Source organism: Mycobacterium sp. NGS56, from assembly GCF_059812425.1.
This window is the reverse complement of the sequence record NZ_JCALCQ010000001.1, coordinates 430,011-447,657: the sequence shown is the minus strand read 5'-3', so window position 1 is coordinate 447,657 and position 17,647 is coordinate 430,011. Positions and strand designations below refer to the sequence as shown.

The window sequence follows — 17,647 nt, the reverse complement described above, 5'->3', positions numbered from 1 at the left end:
AGGACTCAGATGGAGATCAAAGACGCTGTTGCCGTCGTTACCGGGGGAGCGTCGGGCCTGGGCCTGGCCACCACCAAGCGACTGCTCGACCGCGGTGCCCAGGTGGTGGTGGTCGACCTACGTGGCGAGGAAGCGGTACGCGAGCTGGGCGACCGCGCCCGCTTCGTCGAAGCCGACGTCACCGACGAGGGCGCCGTCGGAAAAGCGCTGGACGCGGCGGAGTCGATGGGCACGCTGCGGATCAACGTGAACTGCGCCGGCATCGGCAACGCCATCAAGACCCTGTCCAAGGACGGCCCGTTCCCGCTGGACGGCTTCAAGAAGGTAATCGGGGTCAACCTGATCGGTACTTTCAACGTGCTGCGGCTGGCCGCCGAGCGCATCGCCAAGACCGAGCCGGTCGGTGAGGAGCGGGGTGTCATCATCAACACCGCCTCGGTAGCCGCGTTCGAGGGCCAGATCGGCCAGGCCGCCTACTCGGCCTCCAAGGGCGGCGTCGTGGGTATGACCCTGCCGATCGCGCGCGACCTGTCGCGCGAGCTCATCCGCGTGGTGACCATCGCGCCGGGCCTGTTCAAAACGCCGCTGCTGGGGTCGCTGCCCGAAGAGGCGCAGGCGTCCCTGGGCAAGCAAGTCCCGCACCCGGCCCGGCTTGGTGATCCCGACGAGTACGGCGCCTTGGCCGTCCACATCGTCGAGAATCCGATGCTCAACGGCGAGGTCATCCGCCTGGATGGCGCCATACGCATGGCGCCTCGCTGAGCCGCACCCCGTCCGACAAAACGAAAGCCCCCCGCGTCGGCGGGGGGCTTTCGTGATAACCACGATCAATTGGTTACTTGCGGAACCATCGACTGACGTTCGGTTCGGCCATCAACAGCCGTGCGAGCATGCTCATGGCTTGCCTCAGCTCGCGGCTTGCAGTTCGTCGAACTGCTCCGAGGTTTCGCCTTCCACCAGCACATCGCCGTGGTAGAGGGCATCGAAGTCAACCTTGATGACGTCGGCACTTGTGTCGTCGATCCACATGACACTGAGCGTATGGGCCACCATTAAGGAATCTTTGAGTCACGATTCGGAAAATATTGGCAATTTACCGGCGAGTAGGTTGTCCGTGGCTGCCGCACGGATTTGTGCCGTGAGCTGCTTACTTGGCGGCACATTTTCTGGCCGGACTCTTATTGTCCGAGCGGTTTGAAAACGGCGTTGAACGGTTCGAGTCGGCTCTGCGTGTTAAAGGGAGTGCACTGTTCGACGTGTGCAAATTAGCGTTTGTTACGTTGGCGCGGACTAGCGAGGGGCCGGCGCAACGGAGCATCGGCAGCGGAAGGGCCGGAAATGCTGCAGAAAACCGCCCGCGTCGCGATCAGGGCGCCCCGACGCATCATCGCGATCGGTGTGCTGGTTTTCATCGCCGCCGCTGTCTTCGGCGTTCCCGTCGCCAAGAGCCTGTCGCCCGGTGGTTTTCAAGACCCGCACTCCGAGTCCGGCCGCGCCGGCAGCGTGTTGAGCGACAAGTTCGGCCAAAGTGGCCAGCAGGTGCTGATCCTGGTTACCGCGCCGGGCGGCACCACCAGCGAACCGGCCCGGACGGTGGGCACCGACCTCGTAGACCGGCTGCAAAAATCCCCGCTCGTCTACAACGTCTCCTCACCGTGGACCGCGCCACCACAAGCTTCAGCGGACCTCGTGAGCCGCGACGGCAAGTCCGGACTCATCATCGTCAACCTCAAAGGCGGCGAGGACTACGCCCAAAGCAATGCGCAGACGTTGGCGGATCAGTTCATCCATGACCGTGACGGCGTCACCGTGCGGGCCGGCGGGGCGGCTATGCAGTACGCGCAGATCAACACGCAGAACCAGGCCGACCTCCTAGTGATGGAGTTGATCGCTCTGCCGCTGAGCTTCCTGGTGCTGATCTGGGTGTTCGGCGGGCTGCTTGCGGCGGCGTTGCCGATGACGCTGGGCGCGCTGGCCGTGGTCGGTTCGATGTCGGTATTGCGCCTGATCACTTTCACTACCCAGGTATCGATCTTCGCCCTGAACCTGAGCACCGCGCTGGGGCTGGCTCTGGCGATCGACTACACGCTGTTGATCGTCAGCCGCTATCGCGACGAATTGGCCGAGGGCCACGACCGCGACGAAGCGCTCATCCGGACCATGGCAACCTCCGGCCGCACCGTGTTGTTCTCCGCGGTGACCGTGGCGTTGTCGATGTCGGCGACGGTGGCGTTCCCGATGTACTTTCTCAAGTCGTTCGCCTACGCCGGCGTGGCCACCGTTGCCTTCGTCGCGGCCGCCTCGATAGTGATCACCCCGGCCGCGATCGTGCTGCTGGGCCCGCGGTTGGACGCCCTGGACGTGCGCCGCATGGTGCGCAAGACGTTGCGGCGCCCCGAACCGGTGCATGGACCGGTCGAGCAACTGTTCTGGTATCGGTCCACGAAGTTCGTGATGCGCCGCTGGGCGCCGATCGGCCTGACCGTCGTCGCCTTGCTGTTGCTACTCGGGTATCCCTTCCTCCGTGTGGCGTGGGGCTTCCCCGACGATCGGGTGCTGCCCCGGTCGGCGTCGTCGCATCAGGTGGGCGACCGGCTGCGCAACGATTTCGCGCACGACTCGGCGACGTCGGTGCCCGTCGTCATCCCCGAAGCCACCGGCTTGAGCCCGTCGGACTTCGACACCTACGCCGCCGATCTGTCGCGGGTTGCCGACGTCTCGGCGGTGTCAGGCCCCGGCGGCACCTTCACGGCCGGCAACCGCGTCGGACCGCCGTCCGGGGCCACCGGGCTGGCCGACGGCAGCGCATTTCTGACCGTCAGCAGCACGGCGCCGCTGTTTTCTTCGGCGAACGAGACCCAGCTCGAACGGCTGCACCGGGTGCCCGGACCCGCTGGCCGATCCGTCGAGATGGGCGGGCTGGCCCAGGTCAATCGCGACAGCGTCGAGGCCGTGACGGACCGGCTTCCGCTGGTCCTCGGGTTGATGGCGGCGATCACCTTCGTGTTGCTGTTTTTGCTCACCGGCAGCGTGCTGCTGCCGGCCAAGGCGCTGGCCTGCAACGTCCTGTCGTTGACGGCTGCGTTCGGTGCGTTGGTGTGGATCTTCCAGGACGGCCATCTGGGTGCGCTCGGAACGACGCCGAGCGGAACGCTGGTGGCGAACATGCCGGTGCTGCTGTTCTGCATCGCCTTTGGGTTGTCCATGGACTATGAGGTGTTCCTGCTCTCCCGGATCCGTGAGTACTGGCTGGCTTCCGGCGCCGCGCGGCCGGCGAAGCCGACAGCGAAGCATGCCCACGCCGCCAACGACGAGAGCGTGGCGCTCGGCGTCGCCCGCACCGGCCGGGTGATCACCGCGGCCGCATTGGTGATGTCGATGTCGTTCGCGGCGCTGATCGCGGCCCACGTCTCGTTCATGAGGATGTTCGGCCTCGGGCTGACGCTTGCCGTCTTCGCCGACGCCACCCTGGTGCGGATGGTCGTCGTCCCGGCCTTCATGCATGTGATGGGCCGATGGAATTGGTGGGCGCCCAAGCCCCTGGCATGGCTGCACGACCGATTCGGCATCAGCGAGAATGCGGCCGAAGAGACCCCCGAAAAGCTAGAACCGGCCGGAAGACCCGAGCTCCCCGAGCCGGTGGCCAATATCGGCTAACGCCGCCGTGTATCCAGACCATCGTTTATTCAGACCGTCGTTTATCCAGACCATATTGTGGGGCTCATCCGAGTCGGGGAGGTTCATATGACAACTACGGTTGAAAACCCCTTCTTCGCGCGGATCTGGCCAGTCGTCGCCACCCACGAAGTCGAGGCGATCCGGGCCATGCGCCGGGAGAACCTGGCCGGGCTGCGCGGCCGGGTGCTGGAAGTCGGCGCAGGAATCGGCACGAACTTCGCCCACTACCCGGACTCCGTCGACGAGGTGGTCGCGATGGAGCCCGAACCGCGGCTGGCGGCCCGGGCCCGTGAAACCGCCGAGGCGGTGTCCACCCGCATCGTCGTGACCGGCGAGACGATCGAAACGTTCAGCGGCGCGGAGCCATTCGACGCGGTGGTGTGCTCGCTGGTGTTGTGCTCGGTGCGCGACCCGGGCGACGTGTTGCCGCGCCTGTACTCGTTGCTGCGACCGGGCGGAGAGCTGCGCTATCTCGAGCACATCGCCAGTGCCGGTGCGCGGGGGCGCCTTCAGCGCTTAGCCGATGCGACGTTGTGGCCGCGGCTCTTCGGCAATTGCCACACTCACCGGGATACCGAGCGCTCGATCGTCGAGGCGGGATTCGAAGTGCAGACGTCGCGGCGGGAGTTCACGTTGCCGTCCTGGGCGCCGATGCCGGTCTCGGAGCTCCTACTCGGCCGCGCGCGCCGGCCCTGACCGGCCGTGTCGTCAGTTCAGCAGGGCTGGTAGCCGCTGCAGCAGGCCGGGCAGAGCCTGGCTGGCCGTCTCGCGCATGCTGATCGTCGCGCTGCCCGACAACGGGGTCACCTCGGGATTGACCTCGATGACGGCCGTGCCGCGGGACAGCGCCAGCTCGGCCAGCCCGGCCGCCGGATAGACGATCGCCGAGGTCCCGACCACCACCATCACGTCGGCGGCCTCGGTCGCCTCGACGGCGCGCCGCCACGGCTCGTAGGGCAGCTGTTCACCGAACCACACGATGTCTGGCCGGATCAGGCCGCCGCAGTGACACACCGGGGGATCCACCTCCAGCGCCGGCTCGGGCATCGCGGGCAGGGCGCCCGAGTAGTGCGTACCGCAACGCGCACAACGGAATTCGAAAAGGCTGCCGTGTAGATGATGAACCGAGTGGCTGCCAGCGCGCTCGTGCAGGTCGTCGACGTTCTGGGTGATGACGCTGACCTGAGCGTCCTCCTGCCAGGCGGCGATGGCGCGATGGCCCGCATTCGGTTGGACGTCGGCGACCAGGTAGTGGCGCCACAAATACCAGCCCCAAACGCGCTGGGGGTTGTCGCGCCAGCCCTGGGTGCTGGAAAGCTCGTAAGGGTCGAAGCGTGCCCACAATCCGTTCTTGTCATCACGAAAGGTCGGCACTCCGCTTTCCGCGGAGATCCCCGCGCCGCTGAGCACCGCTACTCGCATGCCACCAACATAGCCGGGAGTGGGGGATACTGGACGGGTGGAGCTGGGTGACTGGTTGAAGGTCGACATGAAGGCGGGCAAGCCGTTGTTCGACCAGCTCAGGACGCAGGTCATCGAGGGAGTCCGGGAGGGCGCCCTACCGCCCGGCACCCGCCTGCCTACCGTTCGGGATCTGGCCGGCCAGCTCGGCGTCGCCGTCAACACGGTCGCGCGCGCCTACCGTGAGCTGGAGACCTCCGCCATCATCGAAACTCGCGGGCGTTTCGGCACTTTCATCGCCCGCTACGACCCGACCGACGCCGCGATGGCGGCCGCGGCCCGCGAGTACGTCCGGGTTGCGCGCGGGCTCGGCTTGGACAAGAACGACGCAATGCGCTACATCGAAGCGGTGCCCGACGAGTGACGGATGCCCGACGGGCATGGAAAATCCTTGGCGCGCAGACCGTTCGATAGCCGCGGCTCAGCGCAACACCTTCTCCAGCGTGCGCAGGTTGCGCGTCGTGGTCGACGACTTGTACCGCGGCTTGCCCATAGTCTTGCCGATGCTGCTGTCCAGCGTGCTGCCCTTGGGCACCTGCCAATAGAGCACGCCGTCGCCGCGGCGGATTTTCTCGTCGGAACCCGCGCCCTTGCCCAGCGCGGCAAGCTCGTCCAGCACGGGCGGGTCGGCGACGAACGTGACATAGGACTGATAGCCGTCGAGCTCACGCTCGAACGGGTACGCGTCGACCACGGCGCGCACCGTGCCCAGGTCATAGGCCAGCACCCATGCGTCGTAGCCGAACCGGGCGCGCAACGTGGCTTCGGCCGTTTTGCGCACCGACGCCACACCGGCGGTCGATTCCAGCAGCACGTTGCCGGTCGCCAGGACGGTCCGGACCTCGGTGAACCCCGCCTCGGTGAGTGCGGTCGCCACCTCGGCCATCTTGAGGTTGACGCCCCCGACGTTGACGCCACGCAGGAACGCCACGTACTTGGCCATGCCCCGATTCCACCAGGTCGACCCGACAACCTATATGCCGGGCCGCCCCGGCCACGCGCGACGTACGCTTTCGTCATGGGACGCCAAGTCTTCGACGACAAATTGCTGGCCTTGATCAGCGGACATTCTCTCGGGGTGCTGGCCACCATCAAGCGCGACGGGCGGCCGCAGCTCTCGAACGTGAGTTACCACTTCGATCCGCGCAGCATGGCGATCCAGGTTTCCATCACCGAGCCGCGCGCCAAGACCCGCAACCTGCGTCGGGACCCGCGAGCCTCGATTCTGGTCGACGCCGACGACGGATGGTCCTACGCCGTCGCAGAGGGCACCGCCGAGCTGACACCCCCGGCCGCCGCGCCCGACGACGACACCGTGGAGGCACTGATTGCGTTGTATCGCAATATCGCCGGCGAGCACCCCGACTGGGACGAATACCGGCAAGCAATGGTCACCGATCGGCGGGTACTGCTCACGCTGCCGATCTCGCACCTGTACGGCATGCCGCCGGGGAAGCGGTAGCCGCGCGGCCTACCGAACCGTTTGGGCAAACCCGGGCTAGGCTGCCCCGTATGGCTGAATCGAATGCCCGGCAGGGTTCGAAGTCGTCAGAGTCTTCGGGCGCCGCTGGATCGCCCGGGTCGGACGAGGACACCAAGCGCAAATTCCGCGAAGCCCTGGACCGCAAGATGGCGAAATCGTCGAGCGGATCCGACCATAAGGGCGGCGCCGCCAAGCAGTCGCGGGCGCACGGCGCGGTGGGAAACCGCCGGGAATTCCGCCGCAAAAGCGGCTGACGACCGCTGGCTCTTGGCAGCCGATTATGTTGCTTTCCAATGCTTTTGCAGCTGTATCCCCAGTTCAACCGGCTGCGAGCCGACGACAGCTCAAATTTCCGGCATTGTGAACAAGCCGACCGAAGGGTCCGCCTGGCCGGGTTTACCGCGCAGGCTTCCCCGGGTGCTGGGATGTTCGAAGTTCACCTGGGATGGGTCGTTTCGGTATGCCCAGTCCGCCACGATGGTGCGTTGGCTGAACTTCCAGCGGCCGTTGTGTTTGCTGTATGCGTCCAGATATCGCCCGCCGATGATGACGTCGATGTCGTGCTCGGGACCGGCGAACGTGTGGAACACCAGGCAGTAGATCTCACCGCGGGCCGTGTCGCCTTCGACCGCAAAGTTCGTTGTGGTGATGTTGTGTTGGGAGACACGCACATACGGCTCCGCGGCGACTAGTTGCGCGATGAACTGTTCGACGCCGCCGGTCGAAAACGAGCCGTGCGAATCGGTCGCCTCGGGGTGGTACAGGGTACGCAGCGTGTCGTAGTCGGCACGGTCGACGGCCCGGCAATATGCCGCGACGAGCTGATGGAGCTCGTCGCGGGCCAGCATCAGTGCCAACCTGCCCTCATCCACCACCACGCCACGATAACGCGGACATTGCTGGTGAGTAGTCTTGCGACCAACGGGTCCCCGGCCCCAGGGTGCTGCGCGGAAGGAAGATCGATGAAACTTTGCCTCGCTCAAGATTCCGAGGCCGATAAACTGCTGGACGAGAATCCATTGGCCTTGCTCATCGGGATGGTTCTGGATCAGCAGGTCCCCTTTGAGACGGCGTTCGCCGGACCGAAGAAGATCGCGGACCGGATGGGCAGCTTCGATGCCGCCGAGATTGCGGAGTACGACCCGGACAAGTTCGCCGCCCTGTGCTCGCAAAGGCCTGCGATACATCGCTTTCCGGGGTCGATGGCCAGGCGCATCCAGGCGCTGGCGCAGATCATCGTGGACCGCTACGACGGCGACGCGGCCGGGTTGTGGACTTCCGGCGATCCCGACGGACGCGAGCTGCTGCGCCGGATCAAGGGATTGCCCGGATTCGGGGACGTGAAGGCGCAGATCTTTTTGGCACTGCTGGGCAAGCAGTACGGCGTGACGCCTAAAGGTTGGCGCGCGGCAGCGGGGGACTTCGGTAAGGCCGGTGCGCACATATCCGTCGCAGACATCGTCGACGCCCAGTCGATGGGGAAAGTGCGCGCGTATAAGAAGCAGATGAAAGCGGCGGCCAAAGCGGCGAAGTAGGAAGTAGAAGGTCCACAGAAGGGAAGGGCGACAACGTGAAGACACACATAACGTGTCCGTGCGGCGAAGCCATCGTCGGCAAGGATGAGGACGAACTGGTCGAGTTGACCCAAGCTCACCTCGCCAGCGTCCATCCTGGCCTTGAGTACGACCGCGACGCCATCCTGTTCATGGCGTACTAGCGCGGCACCCGCCCGACGCGAATGCGCGTGCCCCCGCCGGGGGACACGCGCATTCGCAGGCGACGAGACGGTGGCCGCGCCGGTTTGCTACGGCACCACCGTCGAGCCGATGGTGGGCAGGAACTGGCACTGCTTTTCCTTCGTGGTGACCTGCCCGAAGATCGTCGACATGACGCTGCCAGAGCCCGTGTCGGCGATCGCGCTCAGCGTTGTCGGTCCGTCCGGGTTGATGTCCGCGCGCGGCTTGAGCGCGACGGTCCCGGACTTGCCGGTGGTCAGGTTCACCCAGGTGACGTTCAGCGGCAGCTTCTGCACCTCGGCGGGTCCGGGCGTGCCGACCGCGGTGAAGACGTAGGCGGTCTGGCCGGGCCCGGGGCCGGGGAGCGGAATTTTGGCCGGCCCCGCGACCGACAGCGCGGTGGCGATGACATTGGTGCCGTCCGCCAGGCAGTTGGTGCCGATCGAGGGGTACATGAAGTCTTGCGTGGGCGGCGTGTCAACGCCGAACCCCGGAGCCGCCGCCGCGGGAGCCGCCTCCGGTGCGGGTGCCGGAGCCGGTGCCGGGGGTGCTTCCGGTGCGGGAGGGGCGGCCGGTGGTGCCGCTGCCGGCGCCGGTGGTGCCGGGACCGGCGCGGCGACGGGGACATCGGCCGGTTGGGCGGGACCCGGTGCCGCGGGTGCCGCGGCGGGTGCCGGCCCGGCCGCGTGCACTGGGTCGATACCGGCCGGCAGGTGTGCATCGGGCGCCGGGGGCGCAGCTGGCGCTGCCGCCGGAGGCGCCGCGGACGCCGGGCCGGCCGCGTGAGCCGGGTCAATCCCGGCCGGCAGGTGGCTCTGCAAACCGGGTTCTATCCCTGTCGCGGGCACGTGCTGCGACGGCGCGCCGGGCTCGGCGACGAATTGATTGACTGCCGCCGCAACGTTTTTGGACTCACTGGGTGTGCTCGGGTTATGGGCGAAGGCCTGCGCCGCGGCCATCAGCAGCTGGGTCGCTTGCTGCGGGTCGGTGGCTGCCTGCTGGATGAGCGGGCTCAGCTGCGACAAGGCGGGCAGACCCGGCAGCCCTGGGGCCGCATTCGGTTGCGGTATCGGCTGCGGCGCCGCCGGGTCGGCTGTCGCGCTCGGGCAGAGCCCGAACGCGACAGCCGATGCCGTGACGAGCGCGGCCAAACCTTTGGACAGATTCCAAGTGGTTGCCACGGTGTCCTCCGGTTCTCAGTGGTGGTTTAGCCGTCTACAAACGGGTCAGGGCAGGGCGGCCAGTAAGGGCGCGACCGGGCTCGCTGGGCTGGCAGCCGGCGCGGGTGCGCTGGGCGCGGCCGGAGCCTGACCCGAAGCGAGCGCCGGCAGATCCTGCGGGAGCGTCACTTTCGGGGGAACACTGACCGGCAGGCCGGCCGGCATCGCCGGCATGTTGACCTGCGCCTGCGGCAGCTGCGGGGCGGGCGGGGCGGCCGGTGCCGCCGGTGCCGACAGCCCCGGGATCGCCGGCAGGCCCGGGATCGACGGAGCGGCCGGAGCGGCCGGAGCGGCGGGAGCCGCAGCCGCCGGCTGCGCACCCGTCAGGCCCTGGATCATCCCCGGAATGCCGCCGGTCGCCGTCGATGGCGCGGCGGGGGTCGCCGACTGCGCCAGCCCCGGAATGGAGGGGCTAGCCGCCGGGGCCGCGGCGGTGGCCGCCGGAACACCCGGGAAGCTGATGCCCGGGGTCACCGGAGCGGCCGGCGGCGTGGCGCCGAGTGCGGTCGCGAGGTTTTGCAGAATCTGCGGCGCGTTGGCCGCCGAACTGATCAGCTGTTGCGGGATGTTCGGCACGGCCGGGGCCGGTACGGGATCGGCGTGGGCGATACCGCCCGTCAATAGCGCTGCGGACGAGCCGACCACGACGGCGGCTGCACGCATGTAAGTCCAGATGGTTGGCATGACTCTCCCTGATTGATCGATTACAGGTCCGGCGCTGAAGTTACTTTGATGCAGATGGGACTCAAGTGACACGTGTGGCATTTATAGACTCGTTACGGAGACGAGTGAGATCGGTGACCGAACACCTGAAATAAGCGCCGCATCGGCCCTTCAAGGACCGGCGGGTGACCGATGGCGCTGCGGCGCGTGCCCCGCTCGCTAAAGTCGGGCGGATAGACACCACCTCGGCCGCTCCGGCGGCACCCAAGCCCCAGCGGTTGGCGAGCGCCCTTCAGGTGGCCGCGCCGATGCTGCTTGTCGCGAGCATCGTTGCGCGGTTGGCCTGGACGTATCTGGCTCCCAACGGCGCGAACTTCGTCGACCTGCACGTGTATCTCGGCGGGTCCGCCGCCATCGACCATCCCGGCACCTTGTACAGCTACGTCTACGCCGACCAGACGCCGGACTTCCCGCTGCCATTCACCTACCCGCCGTTCGCGGCCGTCGTCTTCTATCCGCTGCACCTCGTGCCATTCGGACTCGTCGCCTTCCTTTGGCAGATCGCGACCATGGCCGCGCTGTACGGTGCGGTCCGGCTCAGCCAGCGTTTGATGGGCGTCGCGGCCGGCGCCGAGGGACGGCGGGTCGCGATGTTGTGGACGGCGGTCGCCATCTGGATCGAGCCGCTGCGCAGCACATTCGACTACGGCCAGGTCAACGTGTTGCTGATGACCGCGGTGCTGTGGGCGGTGTACACCACGCGGTGGTGGCTGTCGGGCCTGCTGGTCGGAGTGGCGGCGGGAATCAAGTTAACCCCCGCGATCGCGGGCCTCTATTTGGTCGGAGCCCGACGATGGGGTGCGGCGGCGTTCTCGGCGGTCGTTTTCGTTGCCACGATTGGCATTTCGGTGTTGGTGGTCGGCGATCAGACGGGTTTCTACTTCACGGAGCTGCTGGGCGACGCCCACCGTGTGGGCCCCGTCGCCACCTCGTTCAATCAATCCTGGCGAGGCGGCATTTCGCGGATCCTGGGCCACGACGTCGGCTTCGGTCCACCGCTGGTGGCCGCCGTCGTCGCCAGCGCGGTGCTGGCCGTGCTGGCCTGGCGCGCCCTGCACTCCTCGGATCGGCTGGGCAGGCTGGTGGTGGTGGAGTTGTTCGGGTTGTTGCTCTCACCGATTTCCTGGACCCATCACTGGGTGTGGCTGGTGCCGCTGATGGTCTGGGCGATCCACGGCCCGGTGCGCGAGTCGCGTGGCGCGCGGATAGTCGGCTGGGGCTGGCTGGCTCTCACCCTGATCGGCGTGCCCTGGTTGCTGAGCTTCGCCCAGCCAAACATCTGGCAGATTAGCCGTCCCTGGTACCTGGCGTGGGCAGGCCTCATCTACATCGTGGCGACAATAGCGACGTTGATCTGGATCGCGGCAAAGCGCAGCCGAGAGACCGTAGCGCAGGGGCTGGCCGCGGTCTAGTTGTCGACGATGCCGTTGATGTCGCGGGCCATGTCGATGTCGTTTTTGGTGATCCCGCCCTCGGAGTGCGTGACGAGTGCGAAAGTCACTGTCCGCCAACGAATATCGATATCCGGGTGATGGTCCTTGCTCTCCGCGTGCTCGGCCACCCTGCGCACCGCATCGATGCCGGCAAGAAAACTCGGAAATTTGATCGAGCGGCGCAGGACGCCGTCGGCGCGCTCCCATCCGGTGAGATCGGGCAGTGCGGCGTCTACTTGCTCATCCGTTAACACAGCCATGCCTCGACGGTATACCGTCACTGGCCACGCCGTCGGAGATGAATTTCGCGGCTGACCAACGGATGGGGATCAACCCCGGACGTGCGGCCCTCCCAACGGAGTGGTCATTCACGAGGCAACAGCGGGACCCGGTGTCTGATTTTTCTGATCCAGCTGCACCACGACGCTTGCCTCCGGCGGGTTATTGCGTTCCTGGTATGCCGACTCGAGGATCTCCGGAACCCGTTGGAGGTCGCGGGCGACGCCCATCAGTTCTTCCAGGATCATGATTCGCTGCTGATTGGCCTCGGCCAGCGTGTTGCGGGCCTGCTCATCGGACTGACGAACTCTCTGTTTGGCGTCGGCGAGGAGTTGTTCACGCGCATGCTGGGCCTCCTGCCACGCCTCATCGATCGACGATTGGGCTTCAGCACGCATCCTGGCGAGTTCGGCGTCGAACTCTTTTCGGGTTGCCGCACACTCCGCCTCCAGCGCTTTTCGCTGCGCGGCGATGTCCGCCAGCAACTCCCGGTGCTCTCGTTGGGCGGCCTCGGTCTCGGCCTCGGCCTCGGCGATCAGCGCGTCGACCTCAGCGCGCGACTCGTTCTGCATCTGGGAAATCTCATCGAGGGCACGCCGCAGCAACTTCGCCATCCGATGCTGCATCGCGTAAGGCGACGGCGAGGTGTCCGAGAGGACGGCAACCTCGTCCTTGAGGCAGGCCACTTCAATCCGCAACGCGGCCGCTTCATCGCTGGATTCGTTTCGCTGCGCCCTGAGGTTCTGGACCTCGTCTATCAGGAACTTCTGCTTGGCGAGCAATACCTGGATGTAGGCATCGACCGCAGCTGTGTCGTAGCCCTTGAAGGTGCGGGCGAACGTCTTTGCGGGTTCTGTGTTCATTGCCAACCCCCATTTTTGGAAGTGCCGATAGAGACAGTGATCGACCAGAGCCGAGTATCCCACGGTGGCGCTCAAACCGTAAGAGAGATGCTGTGCTGCAATGGAATTCGATCCACATCGCGAGGATTTGATGTCAATCAACCGATGTTGGTCCGCGCGAGCTTTGGGCGTCGCGCCCAGCCGAGGGCCCCGACGGTATACGGTCACTGGCCATGTCGACCCAGATCGTCGTCGCGGGCGCCCTGATCTGTGACTCCAAGGTCTTGGTGGCACAGCGCGCCCGTCCGCCTGAGTTGGCCGGCCGCTGGGAACTGCCCGGGGGCAAGGTCGCGCCGGGTGAAACGGAGCGCGACGCGCTGGCTCGCGAGCTGGCCGAGGAGTTGGGCCTGGCGGTCGGCGACGTCGCGGTGGGTGACCGGCTGGGCGACGACATCGCCGTGGACGGCCGGTTCACGCTGCGGGCCTATCGGGTGCGCCTGATCCGAGGCGAGCCCGACGCCCGTGATCATCGGGCGTTGCGCTGGATTACGGCGGCTGAGCTGCACGATCTCGACTGGGTGCCGGCCGATCGTGGCTGGGTGGGGGACCTTGCCCAGGCTCTCTAGGAGCTATCTCATAACAATTCCACAGACTTCCCGCAGCTTATGTACAGCCGCGTTGCAGGTCTTCGCGGTGAACTGAATAGAACAATATGACTTGTAATAACGACGCCACACCAAGCTGCCCTGAATGTGCGTGCCGACAGCGAGCCGAATACTTTGTCAAATCTTGCCGTCGCGGCCACCGTGCCGGGCCGGGTCGCTCAAGGTGCACAAAAACCGATGCTCATGACGCCTTTTCCGCCGCGCGGCGGACCCGATTTCGCGGTCGATTCGGACCTATGCTGGTGCTATATCGCCCTCCAGCCCGCGGGCCTGAACTGCCGACCGTCAAGCCGATCCGAGCTGGTGCGCGCGGGGGATCACCGGGCTGATTGCCAATGCACAGGGAGCTGCATGAACGGCACGGCGACGAGGCGCGACACTACCGAATAGGAGGAGCACTTCTTGACTGCCACACCTCACATTGGCGGAGTGCTCGAGGAGCTCTTGGAACGCAGTGGGCGCTTCTTTACGCCTGGCGAGATCTCCGCCGACCTGCGCACGGTCACGCGGGAGGGTGGCCGTGAAGCCGACGTGTTCTACCGCGACCGTTGGAGCCATGACAAGGTGGTTCGCTCTACGCACGGGGTGAACTGCACCGGATCGTGCTCGTGGAAGATCTACGTCAAAGACGGGATCATCACCTGGGAGACCCAGCAGACCGACTACCCGTCGGTGGGCCCGGACCGGCCCGAGTATGAGCCGCGCGGCTGTCCCCGTGGGGCATCGTTTTCGTGGTACAGCTACTCGCCGACCCGCGTGCGCTACCCGTACGCCCGGGGTGTGCTGGTTGAAATGTATCGGGAGGCCAAGGCGCGGCTGGGCGATCCGGTGCTGGCATGGGCCGACATCCAGGCCGATCCCGAACGTCGTCGCCGCTATCAGCAGGCCCGTGGGAAGGGCGGCCTGATTCGGGTCACGTGGGCCGAGGCCACCGAGCTGATCGCCGCCGCGCACGTGCACACCATCAAAACCTACGGACCGGATCGCGTCGCCGGATTCTCCCCGATCCCGGCGATGTCGATGGTGTCCTACACCGCCGGTTCGCGGTTCTTCGAGCTGATCGGCGCCCCGATGACGTCGTTCTACGACTGGTATGCCGACCTTCCGGTCGCCTCACCACAGGTGTTCGGCGACCAGACGGACGTGCCCGAATCCGGGGATTGGTGGGACGCAGCGTATTTGATGATGTGGGGCTCCAACGTCCCGATCACCCGCACGCCTGACGCGCACTGGATGGCCGAGGCGCGGTACCGCGGCACCAAGGTGGTGACCGTCAGCCCCGACTACGCCGACAACACCAAGTTCGCCGATGAGTGGATGCCCTGTGCGGCCGGGACCGACGGGGCGCTGGCCATGGCGATGGGCCACGTCATCCTCTCGGAATGCTATGTGCACAAGCAGGTTCCGTTCTTCATCGACTATTCCCGTCGCTACACCGACCTGCCGTTCCTGATCAAGCTGGAAGAACGCGGCGACATGCTGGTGCCTGGAAAAAACCTGACCGCGGCGGATCTGGGGGAAGCCGTCGAGAACGCGGCGCTCAAGCCCGCGGTGCTGGACGAAACGACCGATTCGGTTGTGGTGCCGCACGGCTCGCTGGGATTCCGGTACGGCGAATCGGGCGTCGGAAAGTGGAACCTCGACCTCGGCGACCTGATGCCGGCACTCAGCGTGCGAGACGCCGGTCGCCGTAACGGTGATGACAGCAGCGCGCTGGTTCACCTGCCCAGCTTCGATACCGTCGACGGCGAGGGAACGACCGTGGCGCGCGGTGTCCCGGTACGCCGGATTGGTAAGCACCTGGTGTGCACCGTCTTCGACCTGATGCTCGCCCAATACGGTGTGGCGCGGCCCGGGCTGCCCGGCGAATGGCCCGCCGGCTACGACGATGCCGCCCAACAGAACACCCCGGCGTGGCAGGAGGCGATCACCGGAGTGTCGGCCGCACAGGCCATCCGGGTGGCAAGGGAATTCGCGCACAGCGCCGAGGAGTCCGGCGGCCGCTCCATGATCATCATGGGTGGCGGCATCTGCCACTGGTTCCACAGCGACGCGATCTACCGTGCCGTGCTGGCACTGTTGATGCTGACCGGGTCGATGGGCCGCAACGGCGGTGGCTGGGCTCACTATGTCGGCCAGGAGAAAATACGTCCGCTCACCGGATTTCAGACGATGTCGATGGCAACGGATTGGGTGCGTCCGCCACGACAGGTGCCCGGTGCCTCGTACTGGTACGCGCACACCGACCAATGGCGTTACGACGGATACGGTGCCGACAAACTGGCCAGCCCGGTGGGCCGGGGCAGGTTTGCCGGCAAGCACACCATGGATCTGCTGGCGTCTTCGGTGGCAATGGGGTGGAGCCCGTACTACCCGCAGTTCGAACGATCCAGTCTGGACATCGCTGACGAGGCGCGTGCCGCCGACCGCGATATCGCCGACTACGTCGCCGAGCAGCTGGGCCAGCGCAACCTCAAGCTCGCCGTGACCGATCCCGACAACCCCGCCAATTGGCCGCGGGTGCTTACCGTTTGGCGTGCCAATCTGATCGGCTCGTCTGGCAAGGGTGGCGAATACTTCCTGCGCCATCTGTTGGGAACCGACTCCAATGCTTCGGCGCTGCCGGCGGAGGATGGGGTGCGGCCGGTCGACGTGACATACGACGGGGACATCCCCGAGGGCAAGCTCGACCTGATGATGTCGATCGACTTCCGGATGACGTCGACGACGCTGGTGTCCGATATCGTGCTGCCCGCGGCAACCTGGTACGAAAAGGCCGACATTTCCAGTACGGACATGCACCCTTACGTGCACGCGTTCAGCGCGGCAACCGATCCGCCGTGGGAAACACGTTCGGACTTCGACGCTTTCGGCGCCATCGCTCGTGCATTCAGTGCCATGGCCAAGAACCACCTGGGCACCCGCACCGATGTGGTGCTCACCGCGCTCCAGCACGACACACCGGATGCGATGGCGTATCCCGATGGCACCGAACAGGATTGGCTACACTCCGGCGCGACGCCCGTGCCGGGGCGGACGATGGGCAAGCTCACCGTGGTAGAGCGGGACTACACCGCAATCTACGACAAGTGGCTCACCCTGGGCCCGCTCGTCGACAAATTCGGCTTGACCACCAAGGGCGTCACGGTGCATCCCTTCCGGGAGGTAGAGGAGCTCGCCGCCAAATTCGGCGTCCTGAAATCCGGTGTGGCAGCCGGACGCCCGGCTATCACCACCGCCGCACGGATGGCTGACGTGCTGCTGCTGCTGTCCGGAACGACCAACGGACGACTGGCGGTCGAGGGCTTCCACGAGCTGGAAAAGCGCACCGGTCAACGGCTGGTGCATCTGGCCGAGGGCAGCGAAGACAAGCGCATCAGCTACGCCGACACCCAGGCGCGGCCCGTTCCCGTGGTCACCAGCCCGGAATGGTCGGGCAGCGAAACGGGCGGTCGTCGCTACGCGCCGTTCACCATCAACATCGAGAATCTCAAGCCGTTCCACACCTTGACCGGACGGATGCATTTCTATTGTGCGCACGACTGGATAGAGGAGCTCGGCGAGCACCTGCCGGTGTTCCGGCCGCCGCTTGACATGGCGCGCCTGTTCGGCCAGCCGCAGCTGGGCCCAACCGAGGACGGCATCGGACTCACCGTGCGTTACCTGACGCCGCACTCGAAATGGTCGTTCCACTCCACCTATCAGGACAACCTGTACATGCTCTCGTTGTCCCGCGGCGGACCGACGATGTGGATGAGTCCGGGCGACGCAGCCAAAATACAAGTGCAGGATAACGATTGGGTCGAGGCGGTGAACGTGAACGGCATCTATGTGTGCCGGGCGATCGTCTCGCACCGGATGCCCGACGGCGTGGTCTTCGTCTACCACGTCCAAGAGCGCACCGTGGACACGCCGCGTTCCGAAACGAACAACAAGCGTGGCGGTAACCACAACGCGCTGACCCGGGTGCGCATCAAGCCCAGCCACTTGGCCGGTGGCTGCGGGCAACATGCGTTCGCGTTCAACTACCTGGGGCCGACCGGTAACCAGCGCGACGAGGTTACCGTCGTGCGCCGTCGCAGCCAGGAGGTGCAGTACTGATGCGCACCAACGCGACGCGGGCGGGG

19 protein-coding genes are annotated in these 17,647 nt (G+C 66.1%); 11 read left to right on the top strand and 8 right to left on the bottom strand.

The features are described from left to right. The first annotated feature begins 9 nt into the window (after positions 1-9). The gene (locus AC5Y4F_RS02060) at positions 10-762 is read left to right on the top strand and encodes a 3-hydroxyacyl-CoA dehydrogenase (RefSeq protein ID WP_067935195.1); all 753 of its coding nucleotides are present in this window, start codon (positions 10-12) and stop codon (positions 760-762) included. A gap of 144 nt (positions 763-906) precedes the next feature. Here AC5Y4F_RS02060 and AC5Y4F_RS02055 read toward each other — a convergent pair whose 3' ends face one another. Then, positions 907-1,029, bottom strand: a complete 123-nt coding sequence (locus tag AC5Y4F_RS02055; protein WP_156655929.1) for a hypothetical protein — start codon at positions 1,027-1,029, stop codon at positions 907-909. Between the two features lie 309 nt (positions 1,030-1,338). Between AC5Y4F_RS02055 and AC5Y4F_RS02050 the strand changes: the two genes are divergently transcribed. Together AC5Y4F_RS02050 and AC5Y4F_RS02045 are read left to right on the top strand one after the other, a co-directional pair. Next, entirely contained in the window at positions 1,339-3,657 is a 2,319-nt protein-coding gene (locus tag AC5Y4F_RS02050) for an MMPL family transporter (RefSeq protein ID WP_067935198.1), read from the top strand. 87 nt (positions 3,658-3,744) lie between these two features. Next, positions 3,745-4,374, top strand: a complete 630-nt coding sequence (locus AC5Y4F_RS02045; RefSeq protein WP_499994880.1) for a class I SAM-dependent methyltransferase — start codon at positions 3,745-3,747, stop codon at positions 4,372-4,374. 12 nt (positions 4,375-4,386) lie between these two features. Here AC5Y4F_RS02045 and AC5Y4F_RS02040 read toward each other — a convergent pair whose 3' ends face one another. After that, positions 4,387-5,100 (bottom strand): SIR2 family NAD-dependent protein deacylase, encoded by a 714-nt coding sequence (locus AC5Y4F_RS02040; protein WP_499994878.1) that lies wholly within the window; start codon positions 5,098-5,100, stop codon positions 4,387-4,389. 37 nt (positions 5,101-5,137) lie between these two features. Between AC5Y4F_RS02040 and AC5Y4F_RS02035 the strand changes: the two genes are divergently transcribed. Beyond that, positions 5,138-5,503, top strand: coding sequence for an Rv1152 family transcriptional regulator (locus tag AC5Y4F_RS02035; RefSeq protein ID WP_067935206.1), 366 nt, complete (start codon positions 5,138-5,140; stop codon positions 5,501-5,503). A gap of 57 nt (positions 5,504-5,560) precedes the next feature. On the opposite strand, the gene AC5Y4F_RS02030 is transcribed toward AC5Y4F_RS02035, so the two are convergent. Beyond that, the gene (locus tag AC5Y4F_RS02030; RefSeq protein ID WP_499994877.1) at positions 5,561-6,082 is read right to left on the bottom strand and encodes a DUF1697 domain-containing protein; all 522 of its coding nucleotides are present in this window, start codon (positions 6,080-6,082) and stop codon (positions 5,561-5,563) included. A gap of 75 nt (positions 6,083-6,157) precedes the next feature. Here AC5Y4F_RS02030 and AC5Y4F_RS02025 point away from each other — a divergent pair, with 75 nt between their 5' ends. Both AC5Y4F_RS02025 and AC5Y4F_RS02020 read left to right on the top strand, forming a co-directional pair. Continuing rightward, positions 6,158-6,601, top strand: a complete 444-nt coding sequence (locus AC5Y4F_RS02025) for a PPOX class F420-dependent oxidoreductase (RefSeq protein WP_067935211.1) — start codon at positions 6,158-6,160, stop codon at positions 6,599-6,601. Between the two features lie 50 nt (positions 6,602-6,651). Continuing rightward, on the top strand, positions 6,652-6,876 hold the full coding sequence (locus AC5Y4F_RS02020; RefSeq protein ID WP_499994875.1) for a DUF5302 domain-containing protein: 225 nt from the start codon (positions 6,652-6,654) through the stop codon (positions 6,874-6,876). Positions 6,877-6,966: 90 nt separating this feature from the next. Here AC5Y4F_RS02020 and AC5Y4F_RS02015 read toward each other — a convergent pair whose 3' ends face one another. After that, entirely contained in the window at positions 6,967-7,500 is a 534-nt protein-coding gene (locus tag AC5Y4F_RS02015) for a nuclear transport factor 2 family protein (RefSeq protein WP_499994874.1), read from the bottom strand. 84 nt (positions 7,501-7,584) lie between these two features. On the opposite strand from AC5Y4F_RS02015, the gene AC5Y4F_RS02010 reads away from it, so the two are divergent. Further along, positions 7,585-8,157, top strand: a complete 573-nt coding sequence (locus AC5Y4F_RS02010; protein WP_067935219.1) for an HhH-GPD-type base excision DNA repair protein — start codon at positions 7,585-7,587, stop codon at positions 8,155-8,157. Between the two features lie 35 nt (positions 8,158-8,192). Further along, a complete protein-coding gene (locus tag AC5Y4F_RS02005) occupies positions 8,193-8,339 on the top strand; it encodes a hypothetical protein (protein ID WP_003875447.1) in 147 nt (48 codons plus the stop codon). 87 nt (positions 8,340-8,426) lie between these two features. On the opposite strand, the gene AC5Y4F_RS02000 is transcribed toward AC5Y4F_RS02005, so the two are convergent. After that, positions 8,427-9,539: an Rv1157c family protein gene (locus tag AC5Y4F_RS02000; protein WP_499994873.1), complete on the bottom strand. Its 1,113-nt coding sequence runs from the start codon at positions 9,537-9,539 to the stop codon at positions 8,427-8,429. 45 nt (positions 9,540-9,584) lie between these two features. Next, the gene (locus tag AC5Y4F_RS01995) at positions 9,585-10,262 is read right to left on the bottom strand and encodes a hypothetical protein (protein WP_067935225.1); all 678 of its coding nucleotides are present in this window, start codon (positions 10,260-10,262) and stop codon (positions 9,585-9,587) included. Positions 10,263-10,426: 164 nt separating this feature from the next. On the opposite strand from AC5Y4F_RS01995, the gene AC5Y4F_RS01990 reads away from it, so the two are divergent. Then, on the top strand, positions 10,427-11,713 hold the full coding sequence (locus tag AC5Y4F_RS01990) for a mannosyltransferase (protein ID WP_067935228.1): 1,287 nt from the start codon (positions 10,427-10,429) through the stop codon (positions 11,711-11,713). Here the strand turns inward: AC5Y4F_RS01990 and AC5Y4F_RS01985 are convergent. After that, complete coding sequence (locus tag AC5Y4F_RS01985; protein ID WP_067935231.1) at positions 11,710-11,994, bottom strand: 4a-hydroxytetrahydrobiopterin dehydratase; 285 nt, start codon at positions 11,992-11,994, stop codon at positions 11,710-11,712. The genes AC5Y4F_RS01990 and AC5Y4F_RS01985 overlap by 4 nt on opposite strands. Before the next feature lie 108 nt (positions 11,995-12,102). Beyond that, entirely contained in the window at positions 12,103-12,876 is a 774-nt protein-coding gene (locus AC5Y4F_RS01980; RefSeq protein ID WP_067935233.1) for a coiled-coil domain-containing protein, read from the bottom strand. A gap of 212 nt (positions 12,877-13,088) precedes the next feature. Between AC5Y4F_RS01980 and AC5Y4F_RS01975 the strand changes: the two genes are divergently transcribed. Then, a complete protein-coding gene (locus AC5Y4F_RS01975; RefSeq protein ID WP_067935237.1) occupies positions 13,089-13,481 on the top strand; it encodes a (deoxy)nucleoside triphosphate pyrophosphohydrolase in 393 nt (130 codons plus the stop codon). 441 nt (positions 13,482-13,922) lie between these two features. Beyond that, positions 13,923-17,621, top strand: a complete 3,699-nt coding sequence (locus AC5Y4F_RS01970; protein ID WP_499994871.1) for a nitrate reductase subunit alpha — start codon at positions 13,923-13,925, stop codon at positions 17,619-17,621. Positions 17,622-17,647 lie beyond the last annotated feature (26 nt).